Origin of the sequence: Mammaliicoccus sp. I-M35 (assembly GCF_022386455.1) — a bacterium.
Classification (GTDB): Bacteria; Bacillota; Bacilli; order Staphylococcales; family Staphylococcaceae; genus Mammaliicoccus; species Mammaliicoccus sciuri_A.
Genome location: NZ_JAJNIL010000002.1, coordinates 168,678 through 182,042, shown reverse-complemented (window position 1 = coordinate 182,042; position 13,365 = coordinate 168,678). Strand labels below are relative to the sequence as shown.

The 13,365-nt window shown below is 35.1% G+C and carries 23 protein-coding genes; all 23 read right to left on the bottom strand.

Going from position 1 to position 13,365, the window contains the following annotated elements:
* Positions 1–158: 158 nt before the first annotated feature.
* Positions 159–551, bottom strand: a complete 393-nt coding sequence (rpsI, locus tag LQ679_RS03575; protein WP_025906473.1) for a 30S ribosomal protein S9 — start codon at positions 549–551, stop codon at positions 159–161.
* A gap of 19 nt (positions 552–570) precedes the next feature.
* Positions 571–1,008, bottom strand: coding sequence for a 50S ribosomal protein L13 (gene rplM / locus LQ679_RS03570; RefSeq protein WP_025906474.1), 438 nt, complete (start codon positions 1,006–1,008; stop codon positions 571–573).
* Positions 1,009–1,217: 209 nt separating this feature from the next.
* On the bottom strand, positions 1,218–2,021 hold the full coding sequence (truA, locus tag LQ679_RS03565) for a tRNA pseudouridine(38-40) synthase TruA (protein ID WP_239762093.1): 804 nt from the start codon (positions 2,019–2,021) through the stop codon (positions 1,218–1,220).
* A 10-nt stretch (positions 2,022–2,031) separates the two neighbouring features.
* Positions 2,032–2,829 carry an energy-coupling factor transporter transmembrane component T family protein gene (locus LQ679_RS03560; RefSeq protein ID WP_196307503.1) on the bottom strand — a complete coding sequence of 266 codons (798 nt, stop codon included), beginning with the start codon at positions 2,827–2,829 and terminating at the stop codon, positions 2,032–2,034.
* Entirely contained in the window at positions 2,822–3,685 is an 864-nt protein-coding gene (locus tag LQ679_RS03555) for an energy-coupling factor transporter ATPase (protein ID WP_159315442.1), read from the bottom strand. Before LQ679_RS03555 ends, LQ679_RS03560 begins: the two co-directional genes overlap by 8 nt.
* Positions 3,682–4,488, bottom strand: coding sequence for an energy-coupling factor transporter ATPase (locus LQ679_RS03550; RefSeq protein ID WP_239762129.1), 807 nt, complete (start codon positions 4,486–4,488; stop codon positions 3,682–3,684). Before LQ679_RS03550 ends, LQ679_RS03555 begins: the two co-directional genes overlap by 4 nt.
* 329 nt (positions 4,489–4,817) lie before the next feature.
* Positions 4,818–5,183, bottom strand: coding sequence for a 50S ribosomal protein L17 (gene rplQ, locus LQ679_RS03545; protein WP_037589012.1), 366 nt, complete (start codon positions 5,181–5,183; stop codon positions 4,818–4,820).
* A 16-nt stretch (positions 5,184–5,199) separates the two neighbouring features.
* Positions 5,200–6,144, bottom strand: coding sequence for a DNA-directed RNA polymerase subunit alpha (locus tag LQ679_RS03540; protein ID WP_025906483.1), 945 nt, complete (start codon positions 6,142–6,144; stop codon positions 5,200–5,202).
* Between the two features lie 82 nt (positions 6,145–6,226).
* Positions 6,227–6,616 (bottom strand): 30S ribosomal protein S11, encoded by a 390-nt coding sequence (gene rpsK, locus LQ679_RS03535; RefSeq protein WP_025906484.1) that lies wholly within the window; start codon positions 6,614–6,616, stop codon positions 6,227–6,229.
* A gap of 22 nt (positions 6,617–6,638) precedes the next feature.
* Positions 6,639–7,004, bottom strand: a complete 366-nt coding sequence (rpsM, locus tag LQ679_RS03530) for a 30S ribosomal protein S13 (RefSeq protein ID WP_037589013.1) — start codon at positions 7,002–7,004, stop codon at positions 6,639–6,641.
* Between the two features lie 20 nt (positions 7,005–7,024).
* Positions 7,025–7,138, bottom strand: coding sequence for a 50S ribosomal protein L36 (rpmJ, locus tag LQ679_RS03525; RefSeq protein ID WP_003156543.1), 114 nt, complete (start codon positions 7,136–7,138; stop codon positions 7,025–7,027).
* A gap of 32 nt (positions 7,139–7,170) precedes the next feature.
* Positions 7,171–7,389, bottom strand: a complete 219-nt coding sequence (infA, locus tag LQ679_RS03520; protein WP_001118443.1) for a translation initiation factor IF-1 — start codon at positions 7,387–7,389, stop codon at positions 7,171–7,173.
* A 307-nt stretch (positions 7,390–7,696) separates the two neighbouring features.
* Positions 7,697–8,344 carry an adenylate kinase gene (locus tag LQ679_RS03515; RefSeq protein WP_025906780.1) on the bottom strand — a complete coding sequence of 216 codons (648 nt, stop codon included), beginning with the start codon at positions 8,342–8,344 and terminating at the stop codon, positions 7,697–7,699.
* Positions 8,345–8,362: 18 nt separating this feature from the next.
* Entirely contained in the window at positions 8,363–9,664 is a 1,302-nt protein-coding gene (gene secY, locus LQ679_RS03510) for a preprotein translocase subunit SecY (protein WP_239740465.1), read from the bottom strand.
* Positions 9,664–10,104 (bottom strand): 50S ribosomal protein L15, encoded by a 441-nt coding sequence (rplO, locus tag LQ679_RS03505; RefSeq protein WP_025906782.1) that lies wholly within the window; start codon positions 10,102–10,104, stop codon positions 9,664–9,666. Before rplO ends, secY begins: the two co-directional genes overlap by 1 nt.
* Before the next feature lie 30 nt (positions 10,105–10,134).
* Positions 10,135–10,314, bottom strand: coding sequence for a 50S ribosomal protein L30 (gene rpmD / locus LQ679_RS03500; RefSeq protein ID WP_037589015.1), 180 nt, complete (start codon positions 10,312–10,314; stop codon positions 10,135–10,137).
* 16 nt (positions 10,315–10,330) lie between these two features.
* Positions 10,331–10,831 carry a 30S ribosomal protein S5 gene (gene rpsE, locus LQ679_RS03495; RefSeq protein ID WP_037589016.1) on the bottom strand — a complete coding sequence of 167 codons (501 nt, stop codon included), beginning with the start codon at positions 10,829–10,831 and terminating at the stop codon, positions 10,331–10,333.
* Positions 10,832–10,849: 18 nt separating this feature from the next.
* Positions 10,850–11,212: a 50S ribosomal protein L18 gene (rplR, locus tag LQ679_RS03490; RefSeq protein WP_037589017.1), complete on the bottom strand. Its 363-nt coding sequence runs from the start codon at positions 11,210–11,212 to the stop codon at positions 10,850–10,852.
* Positions 11,213–11,239: 27 nt separating this feature from the next.
* Entirely contained in the window at positions 11,240–11,776 is a 537-nt protein-coding gene (rplF, locus tag LQ679_RS03485; protein ID WP_025906786.1) for a 50S ribosomal protein L6, read from the bottom strand.
* 29 nt (positions 11,777–11,805) lie between these two features.
* Positions 11,806–12,204 (bottom strand): 30S ribosomal protein S8, encoded by a 399-nt coding sequence (gene rpsH / locus LQ679_RS03480; RefSeq protein ID WP_025906787.1) that lies wholly within the window; start codon positions 12,202–12,204, stop codon positions 11,806–11,808.
* A gap of 29 nt (positions 12,205–12,233) precedes the next feature.
* A complete protein-coding gene (locus tag LQ679_RS03475; RefSeq protein ID WP_016998812.1) occupies positions 12,234–12,419 on the bottom strand; it encodes a type Z 30S ribosomal protein S14 in 186 nt (61 codons plus the stop codon).
* 27 nt (positions 12,420–12,446) lie between these two features.
* The gene (rplE, locus tag LQ679_RS03470; protein WP_025906788.1) at positions 12,447–12,986 is read right to left on the bottom strand and encodes a 50S ribosomal protein L5; all 540 of its coding nucleotides are present in this window, start codon (positions 12,984–12,986) and stop codon (positions 12,447–12,449) included.
* Positions 12,987–13,011: 25 nt separating this feature from the next.
* A complete protein-coding gene (rplX, locus tag LQ679_RS03465) occupies positions 13,012–13,332 on the bottom strand; it encodes a 50S ribosomal protein L24 (protein WP_239762092.1) in 321 nt (106 codons plus the stop codon).
* Between the last annotated feature and the right edge of the window lie 33 nt (positions 13,333–13,365).

Genomic DNA, 13,365 nt, shown 5'->3' with positions numbered 1-13,365 from the left:
TTAAATATATTATACCACCACATATATTTCCACATACAAAAAACACTCCTCGAAGTTGTTCGAGAAGTGTTGAAACGCATATTTTGTTGAACACAAATTGCATATGCAATTTGCGTACCAAATTTGTAAGCGAACAAGTTCGCAACAACTTTGGCATATTAACGTTTTGAGAATTGTGGTGAACGACGAGCACCTTTAAGACCAGGTTTCTTACGTTCTTTCATACGTGGGTCACGTGTAAGTAATCCAGCGCGTTTTAATGATCCACGGTATTCTGGATCTGCTTCTAACAATGCACGTGCAATTCCGTGACGGATAGCTTGTGCTTGTCCAGTGAAACCTCCACCTTGAACGTTTACTAAAACATCGTAGTTACCTTTTGTTTCAGTTACATCAAATGGTTGGTTTAAATCTAAAATTAATGATTCAAATGGTAAGTAGTCACGTACGTCACGTTTGTTAATTGTTACGTTACCTTCACCAGGTACTAAACGTACACGTGCTACTGAATGTTTACGACGACCTGTGCCTTTATATTCAACTTGTGCCAATGTAGTATCCTCCTCTTAATTAACCACGTAACTCGTAGTTTTCAGGTTGTTGTGCAGCATGTGGATGCTCTGCACCAGCATATACGAATAATTTTTTACCTTGTTTTTCACCAAGTTTGCTCTTAGGTAACATACCTTTGATAGATGTTTCTAATAAACGAACTGGGTTTTTCTCTTTTAATTCACCAGCAGATACTGATTTTAATCCACCTGGGTGATTTGAGTGACGGTAGTAAATTTTATCTTGTTCTTTATTACCTGATAAGTAGATTTTTTCAGCGTTAATGATGATAACGTTATCTCCTGTATCAACGTGTGGTGTGTAAGTTACTTTATGTTTACCGCGTAAGATTGATGCGATTTCTGATGATAAACGACCTAACGTTTGTCCTTCAGCATCAACAACGTACCATTTGCGATCGATGTTTGCTTCATTAGCCATAAATGTTTGACGCATTATAGTGTCCTCCTAAATTTTAAAAAAGTTCTGGGTTAAGATGTATATATTAACCTGTACCAAAGCTTCATATATACATCTTATTTCCTTAGTCTGATTCCTGCTTCTATATCTTAAAACACAATAAGATTCCGGGGCTTATCGTGGTGGTGATATAAAACAATACCGTTGTCTATAATATAATTTATTTGTCTTTTTGTCAATTGGTTTTAAACATTTTCTGAAGACTTTTTATTATATATTTTGATATCATTTCCGAACTCTTCAATAAGTTCTGCTTTATCTAAGTAAATTTTTTCTAAATATAGCCCATGTGCTGGTGCTGTATGTGGTACTTTATTTCGATCTTTGTCTTTTAGAAGCTGATGAATATCATCACCGCTTCTCTTCCCTTCACCGACGAGTATTAAATAAGCGACCATGACTCTTACCATATTGTATAGAAAGCCTGATCCTGTAACGATAAATTCAAATCCGTCATCTGTTTCAACGACTTCACTTTGATAAATGGTACGTTCTTTATTTTGTACTTCAGTCTTTTGTGAACAGAAACTTGTAAAGTCATGTGTACCTATAAAATGTTGTGCAGCTTGATTCATCAAATCAATATCAACGGGTTTCTTTTGCTGTACTTTTGTGTCATGTTCGAATACATGTCTTTCTGGATCGATATAAACTTTATAACGATATTTCTTACCGACACAATCATATCTACAGTGAAAGTCTTCATCAATTTGTTCTACACTTTGTACGTGTATATCTTTAGGCAATGCTGAATTAAAAGCATATTCCCATTTATCTGGTTTAATATTTAATGGTGTATCAAAATGAAAATACTGCTCTATTGCATGCACGCCTTTATCAGTTCTGCTTGAAGGATGTATTCTTACAAATGTTTGATGCATTCTTTTTAGAATTCTCTCAAATTCATATTGCACAGTTCGTTCATGATGTTGAATTTGAAATCCCATAAACTGTCCACCGTGATATGAAATTTTCACTAACATTCTCAAAGTCTGCACCTCAATTCCTTAATAAATATAATGCTATCGCAACAACAATAATTGTTGCGAATCCAATACTATCTCTTAGTTTCCATTTTAATTTACGATAGGTTGTTCGTTGATTTGAAGCATTATAACCTCTAGCTTCCATAGCCACTGCTAAATCATCTGCACGTTTAAACGCCGATATAAACATCGGAATGAGTAGTGGAATAATGGCCTTTAATCTATTAAATATACTACCTGCCGTAACGTCAGATCCTCTTGATGTTTGGGCTTTTATGATTCTATCTAATTCATCCATTAATGTTGGGATAAATCTAAGTGATATAGACATCATCATTGCAAGTTCATGTACTGGGAACTTAACCTTTTTTAACGGTCTCAACATCGATTCTATTGCATCTGTTAAGCTTATCGGACTTGTTGTTAACGTCATGATTGTTGAAATCATCACTAAAAGTGCAAGTCTTAGAACAATAAATGCACCTTGTATAACACCATTTTGTTCAATTGTGAATAGCTTTAAATCAATGATGACTGGTCCACCTTTCGTCACAATTAAATGCATGATGAACGTAAAAATAAACAGTAGCATAACAGGTGTGAGTCCTTTAATTAAGAACCAAAATCTTATTTGTGCTAAATACATAATAATTAACACGGTTAACACCATAAAGCCATAAGATGCCCATGAATTACAAAAGAATATTAATATCATAAATATAAATACATATAGCATTTTCATGCGTGAATCTAATCGATGGATAATTGTATTACCAGGTATGTATCGCCCGATTATTAACTTATCAGTCATGAGGCTTCACCTGCTTTTCATACATATCTTTAAACATTTCTTCACTCGTCGCGATTTGATCAAACTTCATATTATATTTAGCTTCAACTGCTTGTTGAAGTTTAATAATATTAGGTGGTTCAAGATGCGTTTGATTCAGAAGTTCTTCATTTGTAAAAATATTAACTGGCTTATCTTCTGCAACGATTTCACCAGCTTTAATGACTTTAACTTCATCCGCATATTTAAGTACGATATCCATTTGGTGTGAAATTAATATAACCGTAATACCGAGATTTTCATGGATGTCATTGAAGAGTTCCATCATATCATGCTGCCCTTTCGGATCTAAGCCCACTGTAGGCTCATCAAGGACAAGTATTTCAGGTTCCATAGCTAATACACCTGCAATGGCTATACGTCGTTTCTGACCGCCTGAGAGCTCAAATGGCGATTTCTTTAATAAGCTACGATCCATGTTTAACAAATCCATTAGAGATTCTGCTTTTTGAATAGCTGCTTCTTTATCCATACCGTAATTAAGCGGTCCAAAAATAATATCTTTTTCAACTGTATCTTCAAATAATTGATGTTCTGCAAATTGAAAGACGATACCTACTTTTTTACGCACTGGCGCTAATTTCTTTGATTTCGTCTTCTTCGTAATATTCGTATCACCGATTGTTAATTGTCCCTCTGTCGGCTTTAATATAGCATTTAAGTGCTGAATTAATGTTGATTTACCAGAACCTGTTTGGCCAACAATGGCATAAAATTTAGATTCTGTGAATGTCGTCGAAACTTGATTTAAAGCTCTATATTGATATGGTGTCTTTATACTGTAGTCATAAGTGACTTTATCAAACGCTATTTTCATATTCGATTCACCAACTGTTCGAATGTTGTATATTCATAATTATGATTGAGCAAGTAGTTCATTCTCATAGCAAAAGGTAAGTCTAAACCAATTTCAGTTAAATAAGCACCTTGCTTAAATATTTCTTCAGGTATGTCTTGTTTATAAACTTCACCTTTATTCATCACAATAATCTCATCAGCATTAACAGCTTCTTCTAAATCATGTGTAATGGAGATAACTGTTAAGTGGTGTTCACTTTGAATAGATTTAATTAAGTTCATAATACTTTCTTTACCTTCAGGATCAAGCATCGCTGTCGCTTCATCTAAAATCATAATATCTGGTGACATCGCTAATATGCCTGCAATCGCGACACGTTGTTTCTGTCCACCTGAAAGATGACTTGGTTCGAATGTCTTCATGTCTGACATGCCAACTTCTGTTAATACCTCATCAACTACCTCATGCATAACGTGATAGTCTATACTTTGATTTTCCATACCAAATGCTACATCATACTCTACAGTTGAACCAATAAATTGATTATCAGGATTTTGAAATACAATACCGACATGTCTTCTCACTTCATCAATTGTATCGTTCGACAGTAAGATGCCATCAACTACAATTTCACCTTCATAATTTTGGTTAATACCCATCATTAATTTAGCAATTGTAGACTTTCCAGAACCGTTATGTCCGACAATGGATGTCCACTTGCCTTTTTGTATATTAAACGAAACATCGCGAAGTGCAGCTGGCTCATTTTCATCATATTTAAATGTAACGTTCGAGAACCTTATCAAATTTTCCTGCACTATAACATTCATCCTTCAACAAGTTAATTACTATATATTTTACAGTATACATACGAAATTGTAAGCATTTATTACTTTAAACATATTACCTATTATAAAATAAAATGCAATAAAAAAAATCCGTATAAACGGATTTAAAATAAAAAAGCGCGCACTCCACCATAGACGAGTTCACGCGATAAGTCATTCAAATGTGGTGGAGTACTCTGAGCTAGACAATATCTATGTGTGGTAAACATTATCATTGCACTCATTTGCTTTGTGTGTGTTAAATAAATTGTATTTATATAGAAATGATTGAAGTGACTTTCGTCACTCCAATAAAGAATAGATTATACTAATTCAATAATTACTGATTCAGCACCGTCACCGCGACGTGGACCAACTTTCATGATACGAGTATATCCACCTTGACGCTCTTCATAGCGTGGCGCAACATCATTGAATAATTTTTGTAATGCAGTAATTGTTTTGTCATCTTCTAAGATTTTAACGTCACGAATCGTTTGAGCAGCTCTACGACGTGAAGCTAGATCACCTTTTTTACCTAAAGTAATTAAGTTATCAACAACTTTACGAAGTTCTTTAGCACGAGCTTCTGTAGTCTCGATACGTTCAGAAACGATAAGTTGAGTAGCTAAGTCACGTAACATTGCTTTACGTTGATCAGAAGTACGACCTAATTTTCTGTAACCCATGAATTAACCTCCTTTATTAGTCTTCTTTTCTTAAACCAAGACCAAGATCTTCTAATTTATATTTAACTTCTTCAAGAGACTTACGACCTAAGTTTCGAACTTTCATCATATCTGCCTCAGATTTGTCTGCTAATTCTTGTACAGAATTAATACCTGCACGTTTTAGACAGTTATAAGAACGTACTGATAAGTCTAATTCTTCGATAGACATTTCAAGTACTTTTTCTTTTTGATCTTCTTCTTTTTCAATCATGATTTCAGCATTTTGTGCTTCATCTGTTAAATTAACAAAAATGTTTAAGTGTTCAGTCATGATTTTAGCACCTAAAGAAACAGCTTCTTGAGGAGATAATGAACCATCTGTCCAAACATCGATTGTTAATTTATCATAATCACTACTTTGCCCTACACGTGTATTTTCAACTGTATAGTTCACACGATTTACTGGAGAATAAAGTGAGTCGATTGGAATGACACCAATTGGCAAATCACTTGTGTTATTTTGTTCAGCTAAAGCATATCCGCGACCTTTATTAGCAATTAAGCGCATCTTAAGGTGTCCACCTTTAGAAACTGTTGCAATTTTTAAATCTGGATTTAAAATTTCAACATCACTGTCATGCATGATATCTTTCGCAGTAACTTCACCTTCATCTTTAATATCGATTTCAAGTGTTTTGTCTTCTTCAGAGTAGATTTTTATAGCTAATTTCTTGATGTTCATAATGATAGTAGTAACATCCTCAACTACATTTTCAACTGCTGAGAATTCGTGAAGTACACCTTCAATTTCGATATTTTTAACTGCCGCACCTGGTAATGAAGATAATAGGATACGACGTAAGGAGTTGCCTAGTGTTGTACCATAACCACGTTCTAGCGGTTCAACAACGAACTTACCGAATGTAGAATCATCACTAACTTCTATTGTTTCAATTCTAGGTTTTTCGATTTCAATCATTTAAATATATCCTCCTTATAAACGTCGATTAAACTTTATTAATTTCTATCCAGTGACTCTTGAACATTAGAACTAACAAAAATTATACACGACGACGTTTTGGTGGACGACATCCGTTATGAGGAACTGGTGTTACGTCTTTGATTGCTGTGATTTCTAATCCAGCTGATTGTAACGCACGGATCGCTGATTCACGACCTGGGCCAGGACCTTTAACTGTTACTTCTACAGTTTTCAAACCGTGTTCCATAGCAGCTTTTGAAGCTGTTTCTGAAGCCATTTGAGCTGCAAAAGGTGTTGATTTTTTAGAACCTTTAAATCCTAACGCACCTGCTGAAGACCATGATAATGCATTACCGAAATCATCAGTGATCGTTACGATTGTATTGTTGAATGTTGAACGGATGTGAGCTACACCACTTTCAATATTCTTTTTAACTCTACGTTTACGAGAAACTTGTTTACGTGCCATTTATATGTGCCTCCTTTACTTATTATTTTTTCTTGTTCGCTACTGTTTTAACTGGTCCTTTACGCGTACGCGCATTGTTCTTAGTGTTTTGACCACGAACTGGTAAACCACGACGGTGGCGAATTCCACGGTATGAAGCGATTTCCATTAAACGTTTAATGTTTAAGTTTTTCTCACGACGAAGGTCACCTTCAACTTTGTAGCCATCTACAACTTCACGGATACGACCTAATTCGTCATCAGTTAAATCACGAACACGTGTGTCTTCAGATACGTTTGCTTCTTTAAGAATTTTTTGTGCTGTTGTTTTTCCGATACCATATACGTAAGTTAACGAGATTACTACGCGTTTCTCACGTGGTACGTCAATACCTGCAATACGAGCCATTTATTTACACCTCTCTTTTATTAGCCTTGTTTTTGTTTGTGTTTTGGATTTTCACAAATCACCATTACTTTACCTTTACGACGAATAACTTTACATTTTTCGCAAATTGGTTTTACTGATGGTCTTACTTTCATCTTTGTATACCTCCTTGTATTTGGAGTGACGATTATTTATAACGATAAGTGATTCTTCCGCGTGTTAGGTCATACGGAGACATTTCAACTGTTACTTTGTCGCCAGGTAGAATTCTAATATAGTTCATACGTATTTTACCACTAACGTGTGCTAAAATTTCATGTCCATTTTCTAATTCTACTTTAAACATAGCGTTTGGTAAAGTATCTAATACTGTACCTTCTAATTCGATTACATCTTGTTTAGCCATGATCATTTCCCCCTTTTTCTATTCATTCTAGTGAAATACAAAAGTATTTCATGTTTTAAAACCTGGTCCAAAATTAGAGACATACTTTAGGTGATTAAATCACATAGAATAAGCACAGGTTTATAAAATTGGGATGATTTAATACTTAAGATTTGCATTCGACAACACTTCAAATACTTATCGCTTCTTGTAATCACTCCGATTGTATTTCAAAAACCTAAATACTATCTTGATTCTTAAAATTGAACGCATTCACGCGTTCAAGAATCACCTAAAGTTAGGCGAATTCGGGGTGAAAGCGTCATTACTATAATGATTCAAGAATTTGAATAACATCTTCAGTAACATTATCAATTTGTCTAGAACCATCGATGTTTTTAAGGACACCTTGATTTTCATAGAAATCTAAAAGTGGTTTAGTTTGTTTAACATTAACACTTAAACGATTTGCTACTGTTTCAGGGTTATCATCTTCACGTTGATATAATTTACCACCATCAAGATCACAAACACCTTCAACTTTTGGTGGATTAAATACTAAATGATAAGTTGTTCCACATACTTCACAAATTCTTCTACCAGTTAAACGATTCATAAGTTCTTCTTCCGCAACTTCGATGTTGATAACAGCATCTACTTTACGATCTAAGTCACTTAAAATTTCATTTAATGCATCAGCTTGTTCAACTGTACGAGGAAAACCATCTAGTAAAAATCCTTTTTTCGCATCTTCTTCAGCTAGTCTTTCTCTAACGATACCTATAGTCACTTCATCTGGTACAAGTTCCCCGCGATCCATATAAGATTTAGCCTCTTTACCAAGGTCAGTCTCTTCTTTGATCGCTTTACGGAACATATCACCAGTTGAGATATGAGGAATAGGGTATTTCTTAACAATTTCACTCGCTTGAGTACCTTTACCTGCTCCAGGTAAACCCATTAAAATGATGTTCATAAAAACCCTCCTACTTGCTTATCGTCTTCTAAAGCCTCTATATTCACGTTGATTGAGTTGAGCTTCTAAAGTTTTCATTGTTTCAATTGCAACACCGATAACGATTAGTAAGCTAGTACCACCAACTTGTATTGCTTGAGGTAAATTCATTAACTTAATTGCTAAAATCGGAATAATAGAAATTACAGCTAAGAAAATTGATCCCACAAACGTTAAACGATAAAGCACTTTAGTAATGTATTTTTTAGTTTGATCTCCAGGTCTAATACCTGGTACATAACTACCTTGTTTTTGTAAGTTTTCAGCCATCTTATCAGGATTAACCTGAACAAATGCATAAAAGTATGCGAAAGCTATAATTAAAATAACATATACAATCATACCAATATTATGTGATGGATCAGCATAATTTGTAATTGTTTGCGCCCATTCTTGATCCGGGAAGAACAATGTTAATGTCTTCGGAAGCATGAAGAATGCCATCGCAAAGATTACAGGAATTACACCTGCTGAGTTAACTTTTAAAGGTAAGTATGTTGCGTTTGCAGATAATGAACCACCTGCACCTTGAGTTTGGCGTTTAGCATATTGAATAGGAATTTTACGAATTGCTTGTAGTACATAAACTGCACCAACAGTTAGTAAAATCATACCTACGAATAAACCAATCGCTTTTAACCAAGCCATAGTTGTATCATCTGCACCAACAAAACTTTGTTGGTAGAACTGAATTAATGAGTTTGGCATTGAAGATAAAATACCAGCGAAGATAATAATAGAAATACCATTACCTACACCAAATTGTGTTATCTGTTCACCTAACCACATTAAGAAAGCTGTTCCTGCAGTTAAAACAAGTGCTATTAACACATAATTTAACACTGAAGTATTTTGAATTAAATTACCACCAAGCATATTATTAAATGAATACGACATACCTAAGCCTTGAACAAAGGCTAATACAATTGTGAAGTAACGTGTAAATTGATTAATCTTTTTACGACCAACTTCACCTTGTTTAGACCATTCTGTAAACTTAGGTACAACATCCATTTGTAATAATTGCATTACGATTGAAGCAGTAATGTAAGGCATAATACCCATCGCTAAAATTGAGAAGTTCTGCAAGGCACCTCCACCGAATGTGTTAAACAAATCGGTAATACCTTGCGAACCTTTATTTTGATTAAAAGCATCTGGATTAACACCAGGGGCTGGAATGTAAGTTCCAACTTTAAATATAACGAGCATTGCTAGTGTGAATAATATCTTGTTACGAATATCTTTAGTCTTCAAAAAACTAATGATCGTTTCAAACATTAGATCACCTCATGCGTTCCGCCCTTACCTTCGATTGCTTCAATAGCTGAAGCTGAGAATTTATGAGCTTTTATTGTTAATTTCTTTTCTAATGAACCGTTTCCTAAAACTTTAACGCCAGATTTTTCAGATTTAACAACACCTGATTCTACTAATAACGCTGGTGTAACTTCAGTTCCTTCTTCGAAACGATTTAATTGATCAAGATTAACAATTGCATATTCTTTACGGTTGATGTTAGTGAATCCACGTTTTGGTAAACGACGGAATAATGGTAATTGACCACCTTCGAAACCTAAACGAACACCGCCACCTGAACGTGCTTTTTGACCTTTAGTACCACGACCACTTGTTTTACCGTTACCTGTAGCCATACCACGACCTACACGGTTACGTTCTTTACGAGCACCTTTAACTGGTTTCAACTCATGTAATTTCATTTTGGCACCTCCTTAATACTTTAGATGAATTTATTTTTCAGTAACTTTTACTAAGTGACTTACTTTGTTGATTTGCCCACGAATCGCAGGATTATCTTCAACTACTACAGTTGAGTTTGTTTTTTTAAGTCCTAGCGCTTGAACTGTCTTACGTTGAGTTTCAGGACGACCAATAACGCTACGAGTGAGGGTAATTTCTAATTTAGCCATAGTGTTTGTTCCCTCCTTAATTTAATAATTCTTCTACTGATTTACCGCGTAGACTAGCTACTTCTTCGGCATTTTTAAGTTCTTTAAGTCCTTCAATTGTAGCACGAACCATGTTGATTGGTGTGTTAGAACCTAATGATTTACTTAAGATATCAGTGATACCAGCTAGTTCTAATACGGCACGAACTGGTCCACCTGCAATAACACCTGTACCAGGTGCTGCTGGTTTAATTAAAACACGACCTGCACCAAAACGTCCAATAACTTGGTGAGGAGTTGTTCCTTCAACACGTGGAACTGTTACTAATTCTTTCTTAGCATCTTCTACTGCTTTTTTAATAGCTTCAGGTACCTCTTGAGCTTTACCAGTACCGAAACCTACGCGACCATTTTTATCTCCAACAACTACTAAAGCTGTAAAACGGAAACGACGACCACCTTTAACTACTTTAGCTACACGGTTAATCGTAACTACGCGCTCTTCAAATTCTTTAACTTCTTGTTCTTTACGACGCATGAGTGTCCCTCCTTTAAATTAAAATTGAAGTCCGTTTTCACGAGCTGCATCAGCTAATGCTTTGATACGTCCGTGGTATAAATATCCTCCACGATCAAATACTACAGCGTCAACGCCTTTTTCAGCGGCACGTTTTGCAACGATTTCGCCTACTTTAGCAGCTGCTTCTACATTACCTGATTGCTCTAAATTAAATTCTTTATCTACAGTTGATGCTTGAGCGATTGTTACACCGTTTAAGTCATCAATTACTTGAGCATAAATATGTTTGTTTGAACGATATACGTTTAAACGTGGCTTTTCGCTTGTACCAGCTAATTTAGCACGTACACGAGCATGTCTTTTCAAACGAACTTTATTTTTGTCGATTTTAGCGATCATGTTAGTGCTCCTTTCTTATCTTAATGATTACTTACCAGTTTTACCTTCTTTACGACGAACATATTCGCCTTCGTAACGAATACCTTTACCTTTATAAGGTTCTGGTGGACGGATTGAACGGATATAAGATGCAATTGCACCAACACGTTCTTTAGAAATACCTTCTACTTTAACTTTAGTGTTTTTCTCTACTGATAATGTAATTCCATCTTCAGCAACGATTTCTACAGGGTGAGAATAACCAACGTTTAAGATGATATTTTTACCTTGCATTTGGGCACGGTAACCAACACCAATAAGTTCTAAGTTTTTCTCGAAACCTTTAGATACACCTTCAATCATGTTAGCGATTAACGCACGAGTTGTACCATGGATTGTTTTATGTTCTTTAGAGTCAGATGGACGTACAACTTCTAAGCTGTTGTCCTCTTGTTTATATGTCATTTCTTCATTAAAAGTACTAGTTAGTTCACCTTTAGATCCTTTAACTGTTACTGTGTTACCTTCGATAGTAACTGTAACGTCTGAAGGGATCTCAATAATTTTCTTACCAACACGGCTCATTATGTGGGCACCTCCTTATAATTTTATAATTACCAGATATAAGCTAATACTTCTCCACCGATTCCACGTTGTCTAGCATCTTTATCAGTTAAAACACCTTCAGATGTAGAAACAAGTGCAATACCTAAACCGTTAAGAACTTTTGGAAGTTCGTCAGCTTTAGCATATACACGTAAACCTGGTTTAGAAATACGTTTTAATCCTGTGATAACGCGCTCGTTGTTTTGACCATATTTAAGGAACATACGGATAACACCTTGCTTATCATCTTCGATATATTCTACGCTTTTTACGAATCCTTCTTTTTTAAGGATTTCTGCGATTTCTTTTTTAATGTTTGATGCAGGTAACTCTAATTTTTCGTGACGTACCATGTTTGCGTTACGCACGCGAGTTAACATATCTGCAATTGGATCTGACATTGTCATTTGTGTTTCCTCCTTTCATTCTTTTGAGTTTACCAGCTAGCTTTACGTACGCCAGGGATTTGGCCTTTGTATGCTAGTTCACGGAAACAAATACGGCAAAGTTTGAATTTACGATATACTGAGTGTGGACGTCCACAACGTTCACAACGAGTGTATTCACGAACTCCGAATTTTTGTTTACGTTGTTGTTTAGCGATCATTGATTTTTTAGCCACTTAATTAGCCTCCTTTATAATTAGAGATTACTTTTGAAATGGCATACCGAATTGTGTTAACAATTCACGAGCTTCCTCGTCAGTGTTAGCAGTTGTAACGATAACGATATCCATTCCTCGTACTTTACTTACTTTATCATAGTCGATTTCAGGGAAAATTAATTGTTCCTTAACACCTAAAGTGTAATTTCCACGACCGTCGAATGCTTTTTTAGAGATACCACGGAAGTCACGTACACGTGGTAATGAAACTGAGATTAATTTATCAAAGAATTCATACATTCTTTCTCCACGTAATGTAACTTTTGCACCGATTGGCATACCTTCACGAAGACGGAAAGTCGCAATAGATTTTTTAGCTTTAGTTACTAATGGTTTTTGACCAGTGATTGCTTGAAGTTCTTCAACTGCAGAGTCTAAAACTTTAGAGTTTTGAACTGCATCACCGATACCCATGTTTACAACTATTTTTTCGATTTTTGGTACTTCCATAACTGAACTATAGTTAAATTTCTTAACTAACTCAGCAGAAATTTCATTATTAAACTTTTCTTTTAAACGTGTCAAAGTGGATCCTCCTTTCACTTAATAATTATTCGTTTGATGATTTGATTTCTTCGCCAGATTTTTTAGCGATACGAACTTTTTTACCATCTACTACTTTGTATCCAACGCGAGTTGGTTCATTTGTCTTAGGATCAAGTAATTGAACGTTTGATACGTGGATAGTACCTTCTGTTTCTAAGATACCACCTTCTGGATTGAACTGAGTTGGTTTTTGGTGTTTTTTAATGATATTAACACCTTCTACAACTACGCGTTCTTTCTTAGGTAATGCTTCTAAAACTTTACCAGTTTTACCTTTATCTTTACCTGAGATAACGATTACGTTGTCACCTTTACGTATGTGCATGTGTAGGCACCTCCTTAGGAATTTTGTTTTTTA

Bases quoted from the DNA above. Each gene is read 5' to 3' on its own strand.
- rplM (WP_025906474.1), bottom strand. From the start codon at position 1,008: ATGCGTCAAACATTTATGGCTAATGAAGCAAACATCGATCGCAAATGG.
- LQ679_RS03560 (WP_196307503.1), bottom strand. From the start codon at position 2,829: ATGACTGATAAGTTAATAATCGGGCGATACATACCTGGTAATACAATT.
- LQ679_RS03555 (WP_159315442.1), bottom strand. From the start codon at position 3,685: ATGAAAATAGCGTTTGATAAAGTCACTTATGACTACAGTATAAAGACA.
- rplQ (WP_037589012.1), bottom strand. From the start codon at position 5,183: ATGGGTTACAGAAAATTAGGTCGTACTTCTGATCAACGTAAAGCAATG.
- LQ679_RS03540 (WP_025906483.1), bottom strand. From the start codon at position 6,144: ATGATTGAAATCGAAAAACCTAGAATTGAAACAATAGAAGTTAGTGAT.
- rpsK (WP_025906484.1), bottom strand. From the start codon at position 6,616: ATGGCACGTAAACAAGTTTCTCGTAAACGTAGAGTTAAAAAGAATATT.
- rpsM (WP_037589013.1), bottom strand. From the start codon at position 7,004: ATGGCTCGTATTGCAGGTATTGACGTACCACGTGAGAAACGCGTAGTA.
- rpmJ (WP_003156543.1), bottom strand. From the start codon at position 7,138: ATGAAAGTAAGACCATCAGTAAAACCAATTTGCGAAAAATGTAAAGTT.
- infA (WP_001118443.1), bottom strand. From the start codon at position 7,389: ATGGCTAAACAAGATGTAATCGAATTAGAAGGTACAGTATTAGATACT.
- LQ679_RS03515 (WP_025906780.1), bottom strand. From the start codon at position 8,344: ATGAACATCATTTTAATGGGTTTACCTGGAGCAGGTAAAGGTACTCAA.
- secY (WP_239740465.1), bottom strand. From the start codon at position 9,664: ATGTTTGAAACGATCATTAGTTTTTTGAAGACTAAAGATATTCGTAAC.
- rplO (WP_025906782.1), bottom strand. From the start codon at position 10,104: ATGAAATTACATGAGTTGAAACCAGTTAAAGGTGCTCGTAAAGAACGT.
- rpmD (WP_037589015.1), bottom strand. From the start codon at position 10,314: ATGGCTAAATTAGAAATTACCCTCACTCGTAGCGTTATTGGTCGTCCT.
- rpsE (WP_037589016.1), bottom strand. From the start codon at position 10,831: ATGCGTCGTAAAGAACAAGAAGTTAAAGAATTTGAAGAGCGCGTAGTT.
- rplR (WP_037589017.1), bottom strand. From the start codon at position 11,212: ATGATCGCTAAAATCGACAAAAATAAAGTTCGTTTGAAAAGACATGCT.
- rplF (WP_025906786.1), bottom strand. From the start codon at position 11,776: ATGAGCCGTGTTGGTAAGAAAATTATTGAGATCCCTTCAGACGTTACA.
- rpsH (WP_025906787.1), bottom strand. From the start codon at position 12,204: ATGACAATGTCAGATCCAATTGCAGATATGTTAACTCGCGTGCGTAAC.
- rplX (WP_239762092.1), bottom strand. From the start codon at position 13,332: ATGCACATACGTAAAGGTGACAACGTAATCGTTATCTCAGGTAAAGAT.